We start from the raw sequence: 21,963 nt of genomic DNA, 5'->3' as shown, positions 1-21,963 counted from the left end.
TATCGATTTTGTATTTGAAAAAACAAAGTCTAAAAACTGAAGCACTCCAAAAAATCTCTTTATACAAAGGAGAGATTTGAGTGAAAAGAAGAGTAATTTCATCGGTTATTTTTTCTATTCTTATCCTCTTGCTAAGTACAGGCTGTCTAAAACTTAATTCTCCCCCGGTATTTTCTGATATTCCTGATCAGAGCGTTAAAGAAGGGGATACCCTTAAACTTAACCTATCAGAATATGTCTTGGATCCGGATGGAAACGAATTAACCTTCAAATTGCTATATGGAGTTGGAAAGATAATTTCAAATACATATAGATTCAATCCGGGTTACGAAGCATCAGGAACATATAATGTGGAGATAGAAGCAAGTGATAGCTGGGGTGGAAATGCGACAGATACATTTATGATAACAGTGATAGATGTCAACAGAGCACCTGTCTGTCCTATGAATCCATTCCCTGCAGATGATGCAATTGATGTTTCTCACAACCCAATCCTTTCCTGGAATTGCATTGATCCTGATGGTGACCCGATAAAATTTGATGTGTATTTTGGTACAAATCCAATCCCGATAAAGCTTGTTGCGACTGATATTTCATTAAAAGAGTACAACCCGGGCATTTTAGATGTCCACAAAACCTATTACTGGAAAATAATTGCAAAAGATAACAGAGGAATAGAAACAGAAGGAGATATCTGGAGCTTTTCAACTGCAAACAGGGTTCCTAAAATAGACATAAGTGACCAGAGTGTAAACGAAGGAGAGACATTGACTCTGGATCTGACAGAATATGCAACTGATCTCGACAATGACACATTAATTTTCACCATATTGAATGGAGTAGGGACTATAACGGATGCGACATATACTTACAGCCCGGATTATGAAGCATCAGGAACATATAATGTGGAGATAGAAGCAAGTGATGGCTGGGGCGGAAATGCGACAGACACGTTTGTAATAACAGTAACGGATGTTAACAGAGCGCCTCTATCACCAGCAGACCCATCACCGGCAAATGACGAGGTAGATGTTTCCCTTAATCCTACTCTTTCATGGAGTTGCAGTGACCCTGACGGGGATTCACTGAGTTACGATGTGTATTTTGGTACAAGTGCATCTCCCACAATTTTAATTGCTAATACAACAAATACAATATTTAATCCAGGAGAACTCGATGGAAATACAGTGTATTACTGGAAAATAATCGCGCATGATAACTTTGGAGGAATGAGCGAAGGTTCTCTGTGGAGCTTCAAAACAACTGTATTTAAGTGGAAATATCAAACTGGTTACAGGACAATATCATCACCAGCTATTGGTAACGACGGTACTGTTTATGTGGGAAGTCGAGATAATTATTTGCATGCCATTAATCCTGATGGAACTGTAAAATGGAAATTTGAGGCAAGTGACGATGTGGACTCGTCTCCAGCAATAGGAAATGACGGTACCATTTACATTGGAAGTTATGACGGTCATTTGTATGCAGTCAGTCCAGAAGGAACTCAAGTATGGAAATTCGAGTTTTCTGGGGCTGTCAATTCATCACCCGCAATAGGCCCTGATGGTACTATTTATATTGGAAGTCTGGACAACAATCTCTACGCAATAAATCCAGACGGTACAAAAAAATGGTCATTTGCAACATCAGGGGGGGTAGATTCATCACCTTCGATAGGTGCTGACGGGACGATATATGTAGGAAGCAATGATTTTAATCTTTACGCTATAAGCCCGGATGGCACATTGGTATGGATATTTCAAACAGGAAATTTGGTTCATTCATCCCCTGCAATAGGCAGTGATGGAACTATATATGTTGGAAGTTATGATGGTAAGCTTTATGCGATAAACCCAGATGGGACAAAAAAGTGGGAATTTCGAACTGGGGATCGGATATATTCATCACCTGCAATTGGTGTTGATAGCACAATTTATATTGGAAGCCTTGACGGAAAGCTTTATGCGATAAACCCAGATGGGACAAAAAAATGGGAATTTTCAGTTTCAGATTTTATATATTCGTCTCCAGCAATAGGTGCTGACGGGACTATTTATGTCAGAACCTATTATGCAGGTTTTTACGCAATAAACGCTGATGGAACGAAAAAATGGGAATATTTATTGGGGGATTATGTATATTCATCACCTGTCATCAGTAATAATGGCACTATTTATGTAGGTGTTGGGTGGTTTCTTTACGCTCTCAAAGGCAACAGTGGCGGTCCTGCGAATTCAGATTGGCCTATGTTCCGTCATGATGAAAAACACACAGGCATGGTTCCGGTACCGTAAATGCCGAGAATCAAAAATCCGATAAAATGAAAACGAGAATCGAGATGAAGCAACCGAGATTTGAGTAACGAGTTGCGAGAATAGAACGAGAGATAATTAAAACGTTGTAGGTTGTGCGTTGTACGTCAAACATTTCATATTCACTAGAAGAATTGAACAAGATTTGCGCACAACCTACAACGAAAAAAACACTACGAATATACCTTGCACTCCAGACCCTAATCCGCTTTTAAAATGAGTATCGAATCAGCATGTGGACAAAAAAATATTTTCTGTTATTATATTCATATATTCGAATATATGAATATATCATTGGAGGTTATGATATGCCAGAAGAAAGATTAGACTTCTTCAGCAAGTATCTTTCAATTTGGGTAGCTATTTCAATGATTCTTGGTGCAGTGATTGGAAATTTTTGGCCAAAGCTGGCTGATGATTTAGGAAGCTGGGAGATAGCCAATGTATCGATTCCAGTTGCAATAGTTCTTCTGTTTATGATGTATCCCATCATGTTAAAAATCGAGTTCAAAGAAGTTGTTAATGTTAAGAAAAACTCAAAGCCGCTGTTTTTGACACTCATTGTCAACTGGGCAATCAAACCCTTTACGATGGCCATTCTTTCCTGGTTGTTTATGAGGTTTATTTTTGCGTCGTTTATTCCAGATGTATTGGCTAATGAGTATATCGCAGGTATGATACTTTTAGGGCTTGCTCCGTGCACAGCAATGGTTCTTGTATGGACTTATCTTGCAAAAGGAAACATTAACTACGCACTGGTTCAGGTTGCAATCAATGATCTGGTTATTTTATTTGTTTTTGCACCTCTTGGAAAATTACTTATAGGAGTATCAACGGGTTTTCCTGTACCCTTTTCAACAATATTTTGGTCCGTAATTTTTTACGTTGCTATACCATTGCTTTTAGCGATTATAACAAGGCACCTTGTTGTTCGGAATAAGAGTAAGGAGTATCTTGAAGAAAAAGTCATTCCTCGTTTTGATCCCTTTACTAAAATTGGGTTGCTTCTTACTCTCGTCTTTGTATTCATGTTTCAGGGAAAGACGATTTTTGAGAACCCCTTTCATATACTCCTAATAGCAATTCCTTTGATTTTTCAAACCTATCTGATATTTTTCATTGGCTACATGGGAGCAAAAGCGTTGAAAATAGAGTATTTTGAAGCAGCACCCTCTGCATTCATAGGTGCGTCAAATTTCTTTGAACTCTCTATTGCTGTGGCTCTGATCCTTTTTGGCATGGATTCAGGTGCTGCTCTTGCAACGGTCGTTGGAGTGCTTGTTGAAGTTCCTGTAATGCTTTCACTTGTTGCTATAATGAAAAGGAACAGAGAAAAATTCTCATTTGCTAACTAGGAAAGAGGGATTATAGTGAAATCGAAAGCAATAATGTTATCAGATATTTTAAAGGTTCTAAGCAAAGAACTAAATCTCAAAATGCTTGCTCTTATAGACACGTATGATGAACTTTGTGTGTGTGACTTCAAGGAACTTATTGATGTTCCCCAGCCTACTATTTCAAGGCACTTAAAGGAATTGCTTGATATAAGGCTTATCGACGTTAGGCAAGAGGGACGCTGGAGATATTACAACCCTTCCAGGCCATATGAGCCTTTCATAAAAGAAATTATAGAACTCACTAAAAAGGAATACGCCATAGAGAAAAAGGAATTAAAGAGAGCGTGCCACTAAGGAGATAATGGAGGTAGCAACATGAGACTTGCATTCATTTCAGATATTCATGGAAATCTTGAGGCGCTCAATGCGGTGCTTGAGGATATTAAGGAGAAAAATATAGATAAATTGTATTGTATTGGTGACCTTGTTGGCTACGGACCGGACCCTGAAGAGGTTGTAAGAACGATAATGAAGCAAAATATTACCACCATTATGGGAAATTATGATGATGCGATAGGCAATGAAAAAGAAAGCTGTGGTTGTTCTTATAACCCCGGAAGAGAAACGGAAATAGGTGATATTACGCTTAATTGGTCTATTAAAAACACCTCTGACAAATCAAAAATCTTTTTGAAAGCTTTGCCGAAAAAACTTGAATTTGAAGTGGAGAAAGTGAAATTTCTTCTTGTTCATGGCAGCCCATTGAATCATTTACTTGAATATGTAAAACCCGATACTGAGTCTGAGCGTCTTGAACAAATTGTTTCCTCAACAGATGCCGATGTAATTGTAAACGGCCACACACACTTGCCCATGGCAATGTGGATTAAAGGAAAGTACATTTTCAATGACGGCAGTGTTGGTAGGCCGAAAGATGGCGACCCAAGGGCATCTTATTTGATTATTGATGTAAATAAGGGAACATTGAAGTATGAATTTGTTAGGGTTGAATATCCTATCAAAATAACAATAGAAAAACTCGCTAAACATGAGCTCCCTATGGAACTCGCAACAGTTCTTGCTTTGGGGTCAAGTTTTGATATGGGAGAAAGCAGAAAGGAAAATAAGCAGGAATTCTTCCTTTGAGGAAGAATTCCTGCGGGATTTTTCTTATGCAGCTTGTCTAAAAGCTCTTTTTAAGCCAAATATGGAAAGAAGAATAACGAGAATACCCATGGCAGAAATATGGATAGCTGAAATATTCTGGGTGAGCTCGTTTGTGGGTACATCAAAAGCCATGTTCATTGTAAGGACATAAACTGAAAGTACTATTCCAACAGACCCGAGTATAATTGATATTGCTGTGAATACACTTTTACTTTTTTTGCTTCCGACAATCCCTCCGGCTATTGCCGCAAGTATGGCCACGAATATAATTACATAAGTCATTGCACTGCTGCTGAGAAAACCGCTCAATTGTTCAACGTTAGCAGACAAATAATCCACAACGATTTTAAGAAAGAAATACACCAAACCGCCGGCGGCTAAAGCAACGAGAATAAAAACAGCTACCTTATAAACTGCAAGAAATGCCACGGCAATTATCAGAGCAACAATGATAGGCAGTGCGTTTTGAATGGGTTCGGATAGCCCACCGATGAAATCAGCAAATTGGTTGTTCACTATTGGGAAAATGTAGAAAAAACCAATAGCGGCACCAACAAGGAACAAAGTCACTGCTTCAAAAAAGCGAGCACCAAAATACATCAGTATAGAGAAAGGCAAGACAATATACCAGTTTTCAAAAACCGCCTGAACCAAGCTGTCAAGAAAGGTCAGATCCATAAAATCCCCCCTTTTTTTAATAAAATCGAATGATTTACAATCTGCTTCTTATGTGTGCGAATATTAAACACATAACGGTAAAGGCAATGTAATTATATCATTTGAAGGCAAATTTATTACACTTATTATCTGTCAAATGATTTAGAAACCTTTAGGATATGAAAAGGCTGACAGAGTTTGCTGAAATAGCTTATAATCTTTTGTATAGGGGGGTGTTTGCTTGAAGGGATTTTTCGTCGTTGCGACAATTAAGAACACAGAGATTGTTGAAGCCCTTATAAACAGCGGTGCAAAAGCTTTAAGATTAAACTCCTCACATTTAAGCATAGTTAAGCTTTTGAAATTTCTGGAGTTTTTTAAGGGCAAAAGAATTGAGTTACCAGTTTATATAGATTTGAAAGGAAATAAATTGAGATTAAGCCGTTATCAGCCCAAACTCAAACTCATAGCAGGCCAACAGGTCGAGCTGGTTACTGATTCTTCAAAGCGCAATGCCCTGCTCATTGACATTGAAACCTTAAAATTGCTGGTTCCTGAGCAGGAATTTTCCCTTTCTGACGGGAAAATCAAGCTAAAAATTCTTAATGTTGGAATCGATTTTGCAAGAGCGCTTGTATTAAAAGGCGGCATCATTGAAGGCGCAAAAGGTTTGAACATTTCTCCACATCCCATTGATCTTACAGGTATTACCGATATGGATAAAATGATAGTTGAAAGAACAAAAGGATATGATTTTGTAAGATATGCCCTTTCTTTTGCTTACTCAGCAGAAGAAATTAAAGAACTGAAAGCCCTATCGGGAAGGTACGTTGCTGCCAAAATTGAGCGAGAGCTTACCCGAGAGTCCCTTTTGAAGATTGGGGAAATTGCCGATGAGTTGTGGCTATGTCGGGGAGATTTGGGGGCACAGCTTGGTTATAAAGGGCTTGCACAGTATTACAGGGATTTCAATAAGCTAATTCCTGAGTTCCAGATTCCTGTACTAATGGCAGGTGGCGTTTTAGAGCATATGGTAGAACATCCCGTGCCAACAAGAAGCGAAATCTGCCACCTTGTGGATCTGGTTGAGCATGGTTACAAGGGGATTGTCCTTTCAGATGAAACGGCTTTGGGAAAATTCCCTATTGAAGTTTTGAAAACTATTCAGGAGGTTATCTTGTGAACGATAAAATGGATTTTTCTCGCGAAATAGCTGATAAATTGAAACTCCCACAGTGGAAAGTGAAAAATGCCATTGAGCTCCTTGAAGACGGTAAAACAATTCCATTTATCGCACGCTATCGTAAAGAGAAAACAGGTGAACTCGACGAAATTCAGATAAGGGAAATATCAGATCTGCTGGAACATTTCAAAAAGCTTCATGAAAGAAAACAGGAGATTATCAGGATTGTCGAAGAGCGAGGAAAGTTGACACAGGAATTAAAGAAAGCCTTTTTAGGGGCTTCAACTCTTCAGGAGCTTGAAGATTTATACGCTCCTTATAAAACCAAAAAGAAAACCAGAGCCGATCTCGCCAGGGAAAAGGGATTAACGCCACTTGCGGAATTACTGAAGAGCAGCTTTTCACAAAATGACGAACTCATTTCTACTTTTATCGACAAAGAAAAAGGTGTGAATAGTATCGATGATGCCATAAATGGGGCAAAGGACATAATTGCTGAAGAGATAGCCATCAATCTCCCATTGAGAGGTAAATTAAGAGAAGTAATCAGGAAAAGCGGAAAACTCCGTTCAGAACGGGGAGAAGCTGAAGATCCAAAGGGAATTTACAGAGATTACTATGATTTCAGCCAGCCCATTTCCCAGCTTGTTCCCCACAGAATACTGGCTTTGTTTCGCGGTGAGCGTGAAAAGGCTATAAAGATTAGTATTGAAACAACTGATGACCTTTTGCCCATTGTGGTGAAAATGATGAATTATGATAATAAACTCGCGTACTATGCTGAGTTGATAGAAGCAGCTAAAGATTCCCTTAAGCGTCTTCTCTTACCATCTATCGAAAGGGAAATAAGAAACGAACTAAAAGAAATGGCAGAAAATAGGGCAATAGCTGTTTTTTCGAAAAATCTGCGCAATTTGCTGTTGCAACCTCCGCTGGGCTCAAAGGTTGTCATGGGAATAGACCCCGGATATCGAACAGGCTGTAAAATTGCCGTGATAGGCAAATATGGTTCTGTGAAGTATTATGATACTATTTATCCCACCCCTCCAAAGAACGAAACCATACAGGCAGAAATGAAAGTAGTTGAGGCTGTTGAAAGGCTCGGGGTTGAAATAATAGCAATCGGGAACGGGACAGCATCACGTGAAACAGAACTCTTTGTTGCTGAAACTATCAAGAAGAACAAATTAGATTGTAAATATCTTATAGTATCAGAAGCTGGCGCTTCGGTATATTCAGCTTCAAAGGTGGCTATTGAAGAATTCCCGGATTTAGATGTAACAACCAGAGGAGCGATTTCTATTGCCAGAAGAATTCAGGATCCCCTTGCCGAGTATGTAAAAATTCCACCTGAAGCAATAGGTGTTGGCATGTACCAGCATGATGTAAACAAAGCAAAGCTAAAAAAGGCTCTTGACAGAGAAGTGGAATCAGCTGTGAATTTTGCAGGGGTTAACCTGAACACAGCTTCAAAACATCTTCTGAAGTATATATCCGGCTTGAATGAAAAAAGCGCGGAGAATATCGTGAAGTACCGTGAAGAAAAGGGGCTTTTCAAAAAGCGCGAAGAATTACTGAAAGTTAAGGGTATTGGCCCCAAAGCATTCGAGCAGGCAGCGGGTTTTTGCAGGATACTCGATGGTGAAAACCCACTGGATAGCACCACGATACATCCAGAGTCATACCAAATTGCAAAAGCAGTGCTTAAAAGTTTCGACATTACCCTGGAGAATTTTGCAGAAATCAAAGAAGATCTAAGAAATAAGCTCCAGGAATTCGATGTTCATGGTTTCTGCAAGAGTACGGGATACAATCCTATAACTGTAAGAGATGTTGTAGAGGCCTTAAAAAAGCCCGGCCTGGACCCAAGAGACGAACTCCCCAGGCCTTTGTTAAGAGATGATGTGCTTACAATGGAACAATTGCAACCGGGGATGATGCTGGAAGGGACTGTGAGAAATGTTGTAGACTTTGGCGCTTTTGTAGATATTGGCGTTAAACAGGACGGTTTAATACATCGCTCAAAGATGGGGCGAAAAATAAGAGACCCTCTTGAAATTCTATCCGTGGGACAAATAGTAAAGGTAAAAGTTTTGTCGGTCGATCTGGAACGTTCAAGAATAGCGCTCGAGCTTTTACAAGAAAGCAGCTAATTATCGTGGTCAATACCAACAGTTGCTGCTGATGCCCTTTTTTTGTTCATTCTGATACCTCTCCTGATTGAGGGAGATTTTTTTGCAAACTCGCTTAAGCGGAGAAGAGTTGGTACTGTGAACAGCGTTATAACCACACCAGTAGTCACACCAAACACAAGAAGTAAAGCCAAATCGGAGTAGATTTTCATCGATGTGAAAAATAAGGCACCAAACCCTGCGCCAAGAGAAAGCCCACTGGCTACAATTACAGGGCCTATATCATCCATGGCTTTTTGTATCGCCATCGCTTTAGCCTTTTCCTTTTCAATAGTGCGATATCTGAGCATTAAGTGAATTGAGTAATCAATTATAAGCCCCATGAGTACTCCTGCAACAATAGATGTTCCCACATCCAGATTTAAACCAAAGATCGCCATATAAGCGAAGTTCATAATGGTAGTTCCTATTATTGGAACTATTGCTATAAGGGTATAGCGCAAATTGCGGAAAACAATCAATAACAATATAAATATTGCCCCGTAAGCCATTAATATAGTCATTATCTGATTTTTGGAAGTGTCCATATTCAAAGCCGCGAAATTCAAAAGGGGCGAACTCACTTCATATGAGTACTGTGAATATTTTTCCATTATTGCTTCAATAGATGTCTTAAGCCCTACTGCACCCACTGCATCTGTTATAGGTGTTTTTACCATTATGCGCAGATTTTTACCTTCTACAAATTCGTTCAGAAATTCCTGTCCCTGTTCAGTGCGAGAGAAAATCATCATGATTGGGAGGGGGATATTGAAATTGTCAACAATGTCCATTATTGAACTGGTACCATGTACATTTTTAATTGAATGAAGATCATCGAGTAGGTTTTCAATAACAGGCGCATCCTTAGCGGTGAAATTACCATCTTTCTTGAGCTCTACATAAAAAGGAACGACCCAGCCAAAAGCCTTTTTACTGGCTTCTGCCGAACGAACCAGATCAGATTTCTTTTTGAAAAAACCGAATTGGTCTGAATTCACTTCTAAATTCTTTATAAAAAAGGGCGAAATTGCCAGCAAGACAAGCATGATAATTGAAATACTTACTCCAATTTTGCTTTTCAGCTTGAATTTTATGGTCATTCTTTTGTGATGGGGCTTAAAATCAATAAGAGATATGAAAGCCGGAATTACTACCAGCGAAAATACAAAACTAAATCCAACTCCCAGAGAGACAAGCAACCCCAGTTCTTTCATAGCTTTCATGGAGCTAAAAAGAAAGGTCAAAAATCCTACCGCAGTTGTAAGTGCTGACAGGAAGAGTGATGGAGCTTCATCTTTTATGGCATGCATTAAAGCACCGCTATGACTCTGCTCCGACCTGAAAAGAAGATACCTGTCAATAACGTGAAGCCCGTATGAGGAACTCACCACGATGACAAAAAGTCCTGCAGTCGATGTCAATATATCGAGTTTTATCCCTATAATTGCAGCGATAGAATATGTAAATCCAGCTGCAAGGGCAGCAAATAAAGGTGGAAGGGTAGCAGAACGGGCATCACCAAGCCTGAAAAAATATATCAGCCACATGAGGAAAAAAAGCACCGGAGGAAAAATGAAAATCAGTTGTTTCACGGATTTTTGAATTCCATAATCAACCACCGGGGTGCCCGTAAGGTTGTAAGAAAAATTCTCTGGAAGGTTTTTAAGAACATTAATTACTGATTCAAGATCGACATTCTTAACATCCAGAATAATGAAAGCGACCTTTCCTTCAGAATCGATGAGATTGTCAACGTAAAGAGGATTGTTTAAAATCTCAACGACGTTTTCCGATGGACTACCATCGTTGAAATATGGCTTTCCATCAAGATTGAAACCTTTAAGTTTAACATCGGCAGCATCGAAAATGGAATTAACCTTTATTACTCCTTCTATTGCTTTTAATGACTTCACCGCGTTGTAAAGAGCTATGGAATTTTTCGGATCAAAAATACCAGGTGTTTTAACTATTATCAGGAGCTTATCCGGGAGATTTTCTGCTGAATTTCCTTCGCGAAAGGTGAGCTCCTCGGTGGTGCCATAACTTAACTTTGGCAGAAAGGAAAACATCACAACGGAGGACAGTACAAAGATAAAGATAATCATTAGTGAGGTTCTTTTTCGCACCTGTTTGCCTTCTTTCTAAATTTAAAAATTTAATCATTTAAATTATAAACTATAATCCTGCTAAAAATTCTAACAGTAATAGATTCGAAGTTAAATGTATGTAATGAAATCCGGAAGAATAAAAGAAACTTTTGAAAGCAATGAATCCCTTTGAAATGATCTTATAATAATCACAAGTTTTTTCGCATGAATGTGCATCTTTGTCTTGAGCTTTAAAAGTGCGAATAACTGTAAGGTGTGTAATGTAGAATAGAAATAGGCATTATCATGATGGGTTTATTGAAAATTTGTACATCCAGGAGGTGAGAAAATGGATCTGGAAGCGTTATTTAAAGTAACATATGGCTTATACGTAATTACATCAAAAATGGGTGAAAAGAAAAACGGGCAGATAGCTAACGTTGTATTTCAGGTACTGGCAGAACCTCCAACGGTAGCTATTTGTGTAAACAAGCAAAACCTTACCCATGACTTAATTCGAGAAAGCAAAGTATTTGGAATATCCGTATTATCACAAGATACCCCTTTGAAACTCATAGGGCATTTTGGATTTAAATCCGGGCGAGATATAGACAAATTCAAGGATATAAGTCATAAAACAGGAATAACCGGTGTACCTTTGCTTGAAGATTACTGTGTTGCAAATTTTGAAGCAGAAGTCGTGAATTCAATGGATGTTGGTACCCATGTTGTTATTATTGGGAAATTCGTTGAAGCTGAAATAGTCTCTGAAAAAGCACCCATGACATATGCTTACTACCATGAAATCAAAGGCGGAAAGTCTCCAAAAACCGCTCCAACATATGTGAAAGAAAAAAGGAAAGAATCATCAGACGAAAAAAAATACCGTTGTACGGTATGCGGATATATCTACGATCCTAATAATGGCGACCCTGAATCGGGAATTGCACCCGGGACATCTTTCACTGAGTTACCAGAAAGTTGGGTGTGCCCTGTATGCGGTGTCGGGAAAGACAAATTTGAAGAACTAACCTGAAGACCTTTCAGAATTTAGTCTTCTTTCCAGAAGTTGTCTGCATGTATGAAAACAGTCGGGCAGTCGTAGCCAAGCTTCTTTTTTGCTTTTTGGCTCTTCAGCCCGGCAATTTTTCTGATTTCGATGCTGTCGAAGTTTGAAATACCCTTTCCAATTCTATTTCCATCGTCACTCAAAACATCGATAATATCTCCGGTATGAAAATCTCCTTTGATTTCAACAACACCAACAGGTAATAGACTTTTGGATTTTTTTAATGCCATTTCAGCGCCTTTGTTTACCACTGCCACTCCCGAAGTTGAGGAAAGAAAACCTATCCAGGCTTTCCTTGAATTGATGGTATTACGCGCTTTGAAACGTGCCCCAATATTTTCGCCTTTTATAAATTTCTCCAAGTTTTCAAGCTTTTTCCCATTGCATATACAGCTTTCTATTCCAACCGCCGAAGCCGCCCTCGCAGCCCTTATCTTCGTTTGTATGCCCCCTGTTCCCCAACCGCTTCCTGGAAGTCTTTTCAAGCGCGTACCGAAATTGTACTCATCGATTTTCTTTCCGGTTTCATCTATTATTCCATCTATTGTGGATAGAAGGAATAGATAATCGCTTTTCCATCCAATTGAGAACATAGCTGCAAGCACGTCATTGTCGCCAAAACTGGTTTCTTCTGTAGAAACAGTATCATTTTCATTTACTATTGGCAAAAAGCCCATTTCTAGCAAGCCTATTAGCGTATTCCTGAGATTTAGGAATCTTTTCCTATCGCTGAAGTCTTCACGGTTTATAAGGAACTGCGCAACTTTTATTTCATAGAGGTCAAAGACCCTTTCATAGAGTTTCATAAGCTGAACCTGCCCTACCGCGCACAATGCCTGCTTGATATACAGATCTTGATTAACGTCCGTGCGAAGAGCCACTCCATAGCCCGCTGCTTTTGCCCCAGAAGATACAAGCACAACACGGTTGCCTTTTTGCCAGAACCCGGTGAGAACTCTCGCAAGCTCTACCATGTATTCCTTGTCTATTGTTCCATTACCTTTTACCAGCAAATTGCTACCCACTTTTACTACGATCTTCTTCAAAATCAGTCCCTCACCTTATAATTGCCCAATACGATATATTTGTATGTGGTCAGTTCTCTCAAACCAACTGGGCCTCTTGCATGTAACTTTTGGGTGCTTATCCCGATTTCGCCACCAAAACCAAATTGCTCACCATCTGTGAACCTGGTTGAAGCGTTCACATAAACTGCCGCGGCATCTATTGTAGTTGTGAATGCTCTTGCGTTGCTGTAATTCTCAGTTAGTATTGCTTCTGAGTGTCCTGTTGAATATTTTTGGATGTGATATATGGCCTCATCAAGAGAATTGACCACTTTTATCGCAAGAATGAGATCGAGGTATTCAGTGGCCCAATCCTCTTCAGAAGCTGCTTTTGCATCAATGAACTTTCTTGTTGTTTCACATCCTCTGATCTCAACTCCCTTTGAATTTAACCGTCTTGCCAGAGCGGGAAGGAGTTTTTGAGCTATGTTTTTATGTACAAGAACAGTTTCAACAGCGTTGCAGGTACCAGGGCGCTGGGTTTTAGCGTTGTCGATTATTTCAATTGATTTTTCTATATTAGCGGTCTCGTCAACAAAAATGTGACAATTGCCAACGCCTGTTTCGAGAACGGGTACAGAAGAATTTTCCACAACGAACTTTATCAATCCTGCCCCACCTCGAGGAATAATCAAAGATAGATAATTGTCAAGGTTCAGCATTTCTTGAACGTTTTTTCTGTCTGTATCCTCAATGATCTCCACAGAAGTTTCTGGAAGGCTGGAATTGCTAAGACCACCTTTAATTGCTTTAGCAATGGCCAGATTTGACCTGATTGCATCACTTCCACCCCTCAGCAAGACAGAATTGCCTGCCTTCAATGCCAAAATGGTGGCATCAAGCGTTACATTAGGTCTTGACTCATATATCATGCCAATTGCCCCTAATGGTACCCTTATTTGCGCGACTCTCAATTCTTTCTCAACCCAGGAATTGATAACTTCTCCCACAGGATCCTTGAGTTTTGAAACTTCATGGCAAGCGTTGATCATGCTGTCAATTCTCTTATCAGTGAGTTTCAGCCTATCGACAAGGGATTCCCTTACGCCTTTTTCTCTTGCATTCTTAACGTCTTCGGCGTTTGCTTTGAGTATTTCAAGCCTGCTTTCGTTGAGGGCATCTGCTATTGCGGTTAAAGCTTCATTCTTTTCTGAAGTCGTTGCAAGTGCGAGTTTTTTTGCTGCCGCTTTCACCTTTGATGCTTTGCTAATTACTTCAGTCATGCTATCCCCTCCAGAAAAATCAGTTCCACTATCCTGACGATATTTCACCAATTATAGCACTGTTTTGAGTTGGTAATACCATTGAGTAACACAAGATAAGTATGGGTCAGGCGTTTCATAAAGGCTGAGTTACGAGAAAATCGAGAAACAAGGAAATCGTTGTATGTTGTGCGTTGTTCGTTGTACGTTACATATTTACCCCCTGAAAGGATTGGACAAGATTTACGCACAACCTACAACCAACAACGAAAAACCGGGTCATTTTGTAAAATAGTACATAGAGATTCAAATGTGAATTTATGCGAAGGGGGAAATTTTGTGAATTTAAACGGTACTGAGAAAATAATATCCACACTCAAGAAACTCGAAAATACTATGAGAGATGAAATCTTCAGAAAAAGATTCTGGTTTGATTTTCCTGAACTTCCAATTGCCTTGTATGACAATGAAAGAGTTTTTTTAGCGGGTTATCCTAAAATCCTTGATGGATTCAAAAAACGGGGAAGTATCCTCGTTGGGGAAAAAGATGACAGGTTTTATGGAAATACAACAATAGATCTTGAGGGATATCAGGTGGCTATCTGGGATTTAACAACCACAGACGCTTCCATTTCTTTTGGAAAATTGCTTTCATATATCTTTCATGAGGCATTCCATAGCTATCAAAAGATGAAAGGGGAAAAGCGCTGGGCTAATGAGCTTCAGATTTTAGAATACCCTTTCACCAAAGAAAACCTTGCTATAAGAACCATCGAAAGGCGGGAGTTGATAAAGGCTTTATATTCAGACTCCATGGAAGAACTCAGTGAAAGGCTTTCAAAATTCATAAGCCTCAGGGAATACAGAAGAAGCATTATAGGTGATGCGTTAAACTATGAACTCGCCCAAGAAAGTATTGAAGGAATCGCTTTTTATATTGAAACAAAAGTGTACAGCGATTATGAATCAATTCCCTTGAAATATTCAATTGCTTTGCGGGGCAGAAACATGGCTGAGATCAATTTGAAGCTTAAGAACTTCCGGCTCAGTTGTTATGCGCCAGGAATGTTTATAGCTTTCATTCTTGACAGGTTGGATGAAAGTTGGCAAAAAAAATATATGAATTCTGAAAGGTATTTATACGATTTTTTCAAGGATTTGGTAAGCGTACCAAAGAAGAGTTTTAATCCGGAAGAAATCCCGGAAGATGTTCTGAAGAGTTCACAATATGCCATTTGCAATTACAACGAATTAATAGAAAGGAAGTTTTCTGAATTTGAAAATTCCAGCGGGTACAGAATAGTATTGAAGGGGACTTTTCCAATGATGGGTATGGATCCAATGAACATAACTTGGAAGGGGCCGTACATACTCAATGAGCACATTTTTGGGACTCAATTTAACGGAATACCTCTCTTCGTAAAACGAAAAAACAGGGTTAGAAGAATTGAAAAAGAGTTCCGTTTTGACGAAATTGTTTTTTTCTCTGAATCAAAACCTGTTAAAATAGGGGGATTTATTGAAATTCCAGGCATAAGAAGGTTGAAAGCAAAATTAGAAGAAACAGAGAGGGAATACATTCTTTATGCTGATACTGAAGGTTGAGTATGCAAAATGATGAAGAGATCTTAAAGAAAAATATCCCGCTATTTTATATATATCATTTTCTCTCGCAAATCAGGGTAGATAATGTTCTCTGGTTGTTGTACATGCAATACAGGGGACTCAGCTTGCTCGAGATCGGGATTTGTGAGGCCATTCTTCATGTGAGCGGGTTGACCTTTGAAATTCCCACAGGGGCAATAGGGGATTTAATAGGTAGAAAGCGGTCTATGGTCATTGGTGCGGGACTTTTTATCGTGACCTACACGTTTATGCTCTTCGCCCATTCTTTTTGGAATTTTGCTCTTGCCTTTTTTCTTTTTGGCTTTTCAATGACTTTTGTCTCCGGGTCAGATACCGCTCTGATCTACGACACTTACAAAGCTTTGAGAATTGAAACCAATTACAAAAAGGCTGCCGGGAGTTTTTTAGCATTGTTAGTCCTTGGGGAGCTTTTTTCAAACGTAAGTGGAGGTTTTCTTTCAAGGATTAATTGGGCAGCTGTTTATATTGGAGCGATAATTTCCAGAAGTTTATTTTTCATTCTGATACTTTTCTTAGAAGAACCACCCTATGAAAAAAGCGAGAAGAACTTTAGAGGATACCTTACGCTGATAAAAAATGGGGCTCAACAGATATTTGGAGTCTCATTTCTGAGATGGATTTTCGTGTTCTGGGTGGGAATCTCCTTTTTAGGAGCTTCATTCAGAATGTATTCTCAGACTTTTCTTGGAAGCAAAGGATTGAGCCCATTCTGGGTGAGTATGCTTTTTACGATTTCTGCGTTGCTTGGGGTAATCATAGCAAAAACTGCATGGAGAATAGAAGAAGCAATGGGCAGGAGAAATTTTTTTCTATTCACGGGCTTTTCGCTTGGAATTCCTATGATTTTTTATGGTATGGCTCCTCTGGGAATCACTGTTGCATTGTTTTTATTAATTAGCAACGTAGAAAATTTTCTTGATCCATTAATGGATTATTATATAAATAAAGAGCTGGATTCGCAATATCGTGCAACAGCAAATTCTTTCATAAATATGGGATTCAGTGTTTCTATGGCTTTTTTCTTCCCGATATTGGGATATTCAATGGACAAATTCGGATATTCCGTGGTCTTTATAATAATGGGATTATTCGGCATTACATTGACTTTGATTTCAGCGAGGAAATTCAGGAAGATGCGTCTTTTGTAAAGAATGGAGATGATTTCGGATTTGAAAGGACTGCATGAGAAGATTTATGAAACAGTGAAACAAATCCCTTTTGGCAAAGTTGCTTCCTATGGGCAGATAGCGAATATTGTGGGATGCACACCGAGAATGGTGGGTTTTGCATTGGCTTCTTTGAAAAACAACAAAGTTCCATGGCACAGAGTTATTAACAGTAAAGGCACTATAAGTTTGAAAGAGTTTGAGGCGATGGAAACTCAACGCCTCTTCCTTGAAAGAGAAGGCGTCGAGTTCAATAAAAATGGGAAAGTTGATTTCAAAAAATTTGGCTGGAACGGTGACAGTTAAGTCAGCTTATTCCCACTCGATCGTTGCTGGAGGTTTTGAAGTGATATCATAAACCACGCGGCCCGCGCCTTTTACGCTATTGCAAATCCTTCTTGAAACCTCATCGAGAATTTCATGAGGGATTTTTGACCAATCTGCTGTCATTCCTTCCACGCTGTTTACGGCTCTAAGAGCTATAACGTAATCATAAGCCCTTTCATCACCAACAACTCCGACGGATTTAGAGCTCAACAGCACGGCAAAAGCCTGCCATGTTCGTTCATACCAGCCCTTTTCTTTAAGAACCTGAATAAAAATCGAATCAGCTTCTTTCAGGATTTGAAGCTTTTCCTCGGTTATCTCACCTATAATTCTTATCCCCAATCCCGGGCCGGGAAAAGGATGCCTGTAAAGTATCTCATAAGGTATTCCCAGCAACTCTCCGAGCTTCCTTACTTCATCCTTGAAGAGATTTCTGAGAGGTTCTATAATCTTGAGATTCATCTTTTCCGGCAATCCACCAACGTTATGATGGGATTTTATCTTTGCAGTCTCTTTTCCCGAAGCGGCACTCTCTATGACATCTGAATAGATCGTTCCCTGAACCAGAAATTCTCCACCTACCCTTTTTGCTTCTTTTTCAAAAACTCTTATGAATTCCTCGCCTATAATTTTCCTTTTTTCCTCCGGATCTGTAACACCTTTCAACTTTCTCAAAAAACGCTCTTTTGCGTGCACAACATCGAGATTAAGCCCCAGCTTGTCTCTGAAAACCTCCGGAACCTCCAGCGCTTCGCTTAACCTTAGAAGACCATGATCAACAAAAATATTGGTTAGCCGATCACCAATGGCTCTATGAACAAGCACTGCAGCAACCGATGAATCAACCCCGCCTGACAACCCGAGAATGGCCCTGTTGTCTCTCACAGTTTCTTGAATTTCACTTATTTTATCTTCGAGAAATCTTTCCATGGTCCAGTTTTGTTCAGCATGGCAGATGTTGAACAGGAAGTTCTTTATGATTTTCGTCCCGTATTCCGTATGTTTGACTTCCGGGTGAAATTGAAGAGCCCAGATTCTTCTGTCCTCAGAACAAAGAGCGGCAGGGATTTTGTTTTCTGTTTCGACTAATACTTCAAAATTGCATGGTGATTCAATTACGCTATCACCATGGCTCATCCAGACGATGAAGTTTTCAGGAAGGGTATCTAAAATTAATGAAGGTTTAAGGATTTTTATTTCTGTCCGCCCGTATTCAGCAGCTTCTGTTTTTGCCACCTTTCCACCGAAACTCTTTACGAGGAGCTGCATTCCATAGCATATGCCCAATACGGGGACATCTATTTTATAAAACCATTTTGGAAGGTCGGGAGCTCCTTCAGTAGTAACACTTTTTGGTCCACCGGAAAGAATTACCCCGATGGCATCAACCGGATCAATATCTTCAGTATGATGAACGACTTCACTGTAAACCTTTAGTTCTCTCAGTCTTCTTGCTATTAATTGAGTGTATTGTGACCCATAGTCAACCACTACGACTTTTTTCACTTCTTCCCCTCCCCTGTTTTTGCATATTCACTTTTAGGATAAAACCACTTGTTTCCAGGGGAATTTAGAGGTTATTAAGATTTGCAGAAAACGGGGAAGCTTTTCTGAAGTCACTTCAATGAAATTTTCCTGTCGTTGTAACGGCTCCATATTCTTTTAAGTTCTTTGATTATGGGCTTTTCCCGGCTGCTTATTATTACCATGCAGGAATCAGGTGAGTGATTTTCGAGCTTTTCAAAATTCACCTGACTTCCTGTGCAGTCTATCCTGTACCATCCTCGAGAAGTTTCTATTTCACCCTTTATTCTCAGAACCTCTGGAGAAAATTCCTTCAGGAAGCTTAAAATCCCTTCAGGGCTTGCACCTGAGGTTTTAAGAAGAACGGATTTTTCTCTGGATTGAGGTGTGTTTGTGGAAACTCCGGGAGTGGCACACGGCTTTTCAGGGGTGTTGAAGATTTTCTTTCCCAGATCGGGAACAACGCAAAATCTTGTCTTCAATATCCGGGTTTTCGGATTCAGCTTATGAACAATGCCGCTCATCTTTTCTAACGTTTCATGATTGGTCAAATCGCTTTTGTTAAGCAAAATTAGTTTGGCCACTTCAATTTGCTTTTGTAGAACAGGAAAATTTTCTATAAGTTCAACTCTTGAAGCATCTATCACAGTTATTGCGCCGAGAAATTCAGGAAGAAGTTCCTTGCTTTCAGTAGCTTTTGAAAGGACAAAACCCATGTTATTCGGGTCGGAAAGTCCCGAACTTTCAACGATTATCAAATCGGGTTTTTTGGCAAGCATAGTTTTTATAGCATCTATGAACTTCGGTTCAAGGCAGGAGCAAAATATAGAACCGTTAACAAGCTCAATTAGCTCTATACCTTTTGAATACAGCCATTTTCCATCGAAACCGGCTTTTCCAAACTCATTTACAATGAGTCCTATTTTCCCCTCGAAAGCTGTTATGATGTTTTTTATAAGAGTTGTTTTGCCCGCTCCGAGAAAACCTGTTATCAAGAGTATGCGCGGCATTTTTCTCAAAGCACCTTCTCTATTTCCGCAAAGAGCTCTTCCTTGTTGGGAATAATGGATGAGAATTTCAACTTTCCATTTATATATATGCTTGGTAGCTTTTTGACGCCCATTTTCTTTATTCGTTTTATGCCATCAATCTCCGAGAACTTGTATTCCACCACGTCAATCTTGTTTCCAAAATATTTCTTAGCTATTTGAGCCACATCGACCATATAAGTGCATGCGGCACATGTAGCAGAATCCAGTGTGAAAACTTCTACAAGGGGTTTCCGAGATTGGCGTAATCGGGTAATTCTATATCGTCTTCTTCCTCTACCTTTATGTAATTTTTCAGCATCTCCCTTACGGATTCAGGCTCTTTGATTGCCTGCTGGATCGCTATCACATTTTCCGGTGGTGTGTCATAAGGCATGTCGCACCCTGGGGCAATTATCAGGCGATTGCTTTCCAGGGAGTCGAGCATATCTACCACGTACTTCATGTTATCTTGCTGAGTTCCATAAAGCATCACTGTCGTAAGGGGAATATTGCCACCCAGTGCAACCTCATATTTCTCACAAATGCCTTTTGCCTCTTTCATATCCACATTCTCATCTATGAATATTGCATCAGGCTTGCTCTGGCACATAACTTCAATGTTTTTAGTTGCATCGCCACAAACGAAAAAGGCAGAGTTTCTTTTTTCTTTTCGGATTTCTGTGAAAATATCGGTGTAGATTGTCAGAAGCAGCTTTTTGAAATGCCTTGGAGAGATCTGGGAAACAAGGGGGTCAACCACAGCAATCACATCCATGCCGGATCCGATATAAAATTCCTTGACCTTCAACGCCACATTCTTAGCATATTCAAGCAGTGAAGATGCGTATTCGGGATCTTCTATCATATCCATAAAGAAATTCGTTCCCCTGAGATGAGAGGCAAGTGTAAGTGGACCTGTTACCAGCCCAAAGAAAGCGACTTCATTTCCAAAGTTTTTGCTCATGTATTTCATTACTTCGAGCACAATAGGAAACCTTCCATCTTCAGGAGATGGAAGCTTTGCTGGTATTTCTTTTTTTTCTGCGAGAGGGTGAGTTCTAACAGAAGGAGGCGCTTTCTTGTCCCACATCAACTTACAGCCTAATATTTCGGCTTCAAGCTGAAGGTCAAAGGTGATTGGCATGCCGTCTGGTCTGTATAGTCTTATAACTTCTGTAAGAGCCTTTTTAAGCCTTTCAGAATCGGTTAAGACTTCTATAGCATCACACCCTATGAGCTTCCCGGCATGAACACCCGCAAAAGGAACCCAGGGGACTTTTTCGTTTTTTATTCCTTTGAATGTGTTAATTAAAAGCTCTTTACCTCTTTTTGGGAGATCTGGATACAACTTCACATTTCACACCCCTTCTTCTATAAACTTTCTCACCAATTCAACCGCAGAGGAGCTATCCTCGGCATAACCATCCGCACCGATTTCGTCGGCATAGCTCTGGCTGACAGGTGCGCCTCCAACCAGAACTTTTACCTTGTTCCTCAATCCTTCTTTCTCAAGAGCTTTTATAACTTTTGGCATGTTTATCATGGTGCTTGTAAGAAGGGCTGAAATCATTACAAAATTTGGCTTTTCCCTTTTTACAGCTTCCACGAAGCGTTCAGCTGTTACATCCACACCAAGGTCTATTACATCGAAGCCAGCACCTTTAAGCATCATACCAACAAGGTTTTTGCCAATATCATGTAGGTCGCCTTCTATTGTTCCTGTAACAGCTTTTCCAAGCTTTTCAACCCCACTCCCAATTAACAACGGCTCGATTAAATCCATGCAGGCTTGCATAGCTTTGGCAGCGACCAGCACCTCTGGCACAAAGTACTCTCCCTCTTTGAATAGCTTTCCAACAACATCCATCGCTGGAATCAATGCATCATTGAGAATTTGCTTAGCTTCATATCCCATGCTTAACGCCTTTTCAGTCGCCGATTTTGCCTGAGCAGGCATAGTTTCAATTATACCCATTCTGATTTCTTCAAGGATGTCCATAATACACCTCC

At 39.7% G+C, this 21,963-nt stretch carries 19 protein-coding genes; 10 read left to right on the top strand and 9 right to left on the bottom strand.

Features of this window, described 5'->3' with window-relative positions; all coding sequences use genetic code 11:
• Positions 1-80: 80 nt before the first annotated feature.
• The 4 genes from AT15_RS10325 to AT15_RS02045 all read left to right on the top strand — a co-directional run bounded on the left by AT15_RS10325 (position 81) and on the right by AT15_RS02045 (position 4,798).
• A complete protein-coding gene (locus AT15_RS10325) occupies positions 81-2,297 on the top strand; it encodes an outer membrane protein assembly factor BamB family protein (protein ID WP_068345874.1) in 2,217 nt (738 codons plus the stop codon).
• Positions 2,298-2,623: 326 nt separating this feature from the next.
• A complete protein-coding gene (arsB, locus tag AT15_RS02055; RefSeq protein WP_068345872.1) occupies positions 2,624-3,670 on the top strand; it encodes an ACR3 family arsenite efflux transporter in 1,047 nt (348 codons plus the stop codon).
• A gap of 15 nt (positions 3,671-3,685) precedes the next feature.
• Positions 3,686-4,006: an ArsR/SmtB family transcription factor gene (locus AT15_RS02050; protein ID WP_068345870.1), complete on the top strand. Its 321-nt coding sequence runs from the start codon at positions 3,686-3,688 to the stop codon at positions 4,004-4,006.
• Positions 4,007-4,027: 21 nt separating this feature from the next.
• On the top strand, positions 4,028-4,798 hold the full coding sequence (locus tag AT15_RS02045; protein ID WP_068345868.1) for a metallophosphoesterase family protein: 771 nt from the start codon (positions 4,028-4,030) through the stop codon (positions 4,796-4,798).
• A 24-nt stretch (positions 4,799-4,822) separates the two neighbouring features.
• On the opposite strand, the gene AT15_RS02040 is transcribed toward AT15_RS02045, so the two are convergent.
• Entirely contained in the window at positions 4,823-5,497 is a 675-nt protein-coding gene (locus tag AT15_RS02040; RefSeq protein ID WP_068345866.1) for a hypothetical protein, read from the bottom strand.
• A 220-nt stretch (positions 5,498-5,717) separates the two neighbouring features.
• Here AT15_RS02040 and AT15_RS02035 point away from each other — a divergent pair, with 220 nt between their 5' ends.
• On the top strand, positions 5,718-6,659 hold the full coding sequence (locus AT15_RS02035; RefSeq protein ID WP_068345863.1) for a pyruvate kinase: 942 nt from the start codon (positions 5,718-5,720) through the stop codon (positions 6,657-6,659).
• A gap of 8 nt (positions 6,660-6,667) precedes the next feature.
• Positions 6,668-8,812 (top strand): Tex family protein, encoded by a 2,145-nt coding sequence (locus AT15_RS02030; RefSeq protein WP_068346054.1) that lies wholly within the window; start codon positions 6,668-6,670, stop codon positions 8,810-8,812.
• On the opposite strand, the gene AT15_RS02025 is transcribed toward AT15_RS02030, so the two are convergent.
• Positions 8,809-10,959 (bottom strand): efflux RND transporter permease subunit, encoded by a 2,151-nt coding sequence (locus AT15_RS02025; RefSeq protein ID WP_068345862.1) that lies wholly within the window; start codon positions 10,957-10,959, stop codon positions 8,809-8,811. The genes AT15_RS02030 and AT15_RS02025 overlap by 4 nt on opposite strands.
• Positions 10,960-11,269: 310 nt before the next feature.
• Between AT15_RS02025 and rd the strand changes: the two genes are divergently transcribed.
• Entirely contained in the window at positions 11,270-11,956 is a 687-nt protein-coding gene (gene rd, locus AT15_RS10550; protein ID WP_068345860.1) for a rubredoxin, read from the top strand.
• 14 nt (positions 11,957-11,970) lie between these two features.
• Here the strand turns inward: rd and proB are convergent, their stop codons facing one another.
• Both proB and AT15_RS02010 read right to left on the bottom strand, forming a co-directional pair.
• Positions 11,971-13,035 carry a glutamate 5-kinase gene (proB, locus tag AT15_RS02015; protein WP_068345858.1) on the bottom strand — a complete coding sequence of 355 codons (1,065 nt, stop codon included), beginning with the start codon at positions 13,033-13,035 and terminating at the stop codon, positions 11,971-11,973.
• Between the two features lie 2 nt (positions 13,036-13,037).
• Positions 13,038-14,279 (bottom strand): glutamate-5-semialdehyde dehydrogenase, encoded by a 1,242-nt coding sequence (locus AT15_RS02010; protein WP_068345857.1) that lies wholly within the window; start codon positions 14,277-14,279, stop codon positions 13,038-13,040.
• Between the two features lie 318 nt (positions 14,280-14,597).
• On the opposite strand from AT15_RS02010, the gene AT15_RS02005 reads away from it, so the two are divergent.
• Genes AT15_RS02005 through AT15_RS01995 form a run of 3 tightly spaced genes read left to right on the top strand, consistent with a single transcriptional unit; the run spans position 14,598 to position 17,377 of the window.
• Positions 14,598-15,863: a hypothetical protein gene (locus tag AT15_RS02005; RefSeq protein WP_068345854.1), complete on the top strand. Its 1,266-nt coding sequence runs from the start codon at positions 14,598-14,600 to the stop codon at positions 15,861-15,863.
• Positions 15,864-15,865: 2 nt separating this feature from the next.
• A complete protein-coding gene (locus AT15_RS02000; protein ID WP_068345852.1) occupies positions 15,866-17,053 on the top strand; it encodes an MFS transporter in 1,188 nt (395 codons plus the stop codon).
• A gap of 21 nt (positions 17,054-17,074) precedes the next feature.
• Positions 17,075-17,377 (top strand): MGMT family protein, encoded by a 303-nt coding sequence (locus AT15_RS01995; protein ID WP_235598476.1) that lies wholly within the window; start codon positions 17,075-17,077, stop codon positions 17,375-17,377.
• 6 nt (positions 17,378-17,383) lie between these two features.
• On the opposite strand, the gene guaA is transcribed toward AT15_RS01995, so the two are convergent.
• The 5 genes from guaA to AT15_RS01975 form a co-directional block, all read right to left on the bottom strand.
• The gene (gene guaA / locus AT15_RS01990) at positions 17,384-18,904 is read right to left on the bottom strand and encodes a glutamine-hydrolyzing GMP synthase (protein WP_068345849.1); all 1,521 of its coding nucleotides are present in this window, start codon (positions 18,902-18,904) and stop codon (positions 17,384-17,386) included.
• A 110-nt stretch (positions 18,905-19,014) separates the two neighbouring features.
• Entirely contained in the window at positions 19,015-19,932 is a 918-nt protein-coding gene (locus tag AT15_RS01985; RefSeq protein WP_153019685.1) for a GTP-binding protein, read from the bottom strand.
• 5 nt (positions 19,933-19,937) lie between these two features.
• Positions 19,938-20,147 (bottom strand): thioredoxin family protein, encoded by a 210-nt coding sequence (locus AT15_RS10320; RefSeq protein WP_201029925.1) that lies wholly within the window; start codon positions 20,145-20,147, stop codon positions 19,938-19,940.
• Between the two features lie 44 nt (positions 20,148-20,191).
• Positions 20,192-21,307: a uroporphyrinogen decarboxylase family protein gene (locus tag AT15_RS01980; RefSeq protein ID WP_201029924.1), complete on the bottom strand. Its 1,116-nt coding sequence runs from the start codon at positions 21,305-21,307 to the stop codon at positions 20,192-20,194.
• Positions 21,308-21,310: 3 nt separating this feature from the next.
• The gene (locus AT15_RS01975; RefSeq protein WP_068345845.1) at positions 21,311-21,952 is read right to left on the bottom strand and encodes a corrinoid protein; all 642 of its coding nucleotides are present in this window, start codon (positions 21,950-21,952) and stop codon (positions 21,311-21,313) included.
• Positions 21,953-21,963: the final 11 nt, after the last annotated feature.

The sequence above is a fragment of the Kosmotoga arenicorallina S304 genome (assembly GCF_001636545.1).
Classification (GTDB): domain Bacteria; phylum Thermotogota; class Thermotogae; order Petrotogales; family Kosmotogaceae; genus Kosmotoga_B; species Kosmotoga_B arenicorallina.
This window is presented reverse-complemented; position numbering and strand designations above follow the sequence as displayed.

What these genes read in the sequence shown, in the direction of transcription:
- AT15_RS02030 (WP_068346054.1), top strand. Translation starts at nt 6,668, where the DNA reads ATGGATTTTTCTCGCGAAATAGCTGATAAATTGAAACTCCCACAGTGG.
- arsB (WP_068345872.1), top strand. Translation starts at nt 2,624, where the DNA reads ATGCCAGAAGAAAGATTAGACTTCTTCAGCAAGTATCTTTCAATTTGG.
- AT15_RS10320 (WP_201029925.1), bottom strand. Translation starts at nt 20,147, where the DNA reads ATGGTCGATGTGGCTCAAATAGCTAAGAAATATTTTGGAAACAAGATT.
- AT15_RS02000 (WP_068345852.1), top strand. Translation starts at nt 15,866, where the DNA reads ATGCAAAATGATGAAGAGATCTTAAAGAAAAATATCCCGCTATTTTAT.
- AT15_RS02010 (WP_068345857.1), bottom strand. Translation starts at nt 14,279, where the DNA reads ATGACTGAAGTAATTAGCAAAGCATCAAAGGTGAAAGCGGCAGCAAAA.
- rd (WP_068345860.1), top strand. Translation starts at nt 11,270, where the DNA reads ATGGATCTGGAAGCGTTATTTAAAGTAACATATGGCTTATACGTAATT.
- AT15_RS02040 (WP_068345866.1), bottom strand. Translation starts at nt 5,497, where the DNA reads ATGGATCTGACCTTTCTTGACAGCTTGGTTCAGGCGGTTTTTGAAAAC.
- AT15_RS01975 (WP_068345845.1), bottom strand. Translation starts at nt 21,952, where the DNA reads ATGGACATCCTTGAAGAAATCAGAATGGGTATAATTGAAACTATGCCT.
- AT15_RS01985 (WP_153019685.1), bottom strand. Translation starts at nt 19,932, where the DNA reads ATGCCGCGCATACTCTTGATAACAGGTTTTCTCGGAGCGGGCAAAACA.
- AT15_RS02045 (WP_068345868.1), top strand. Translation starts at nt 4,028, where the DNA reads ATGAGACTTGCATTCATTTCAGATATTCATGGAAATCTTGAGGCGCTC.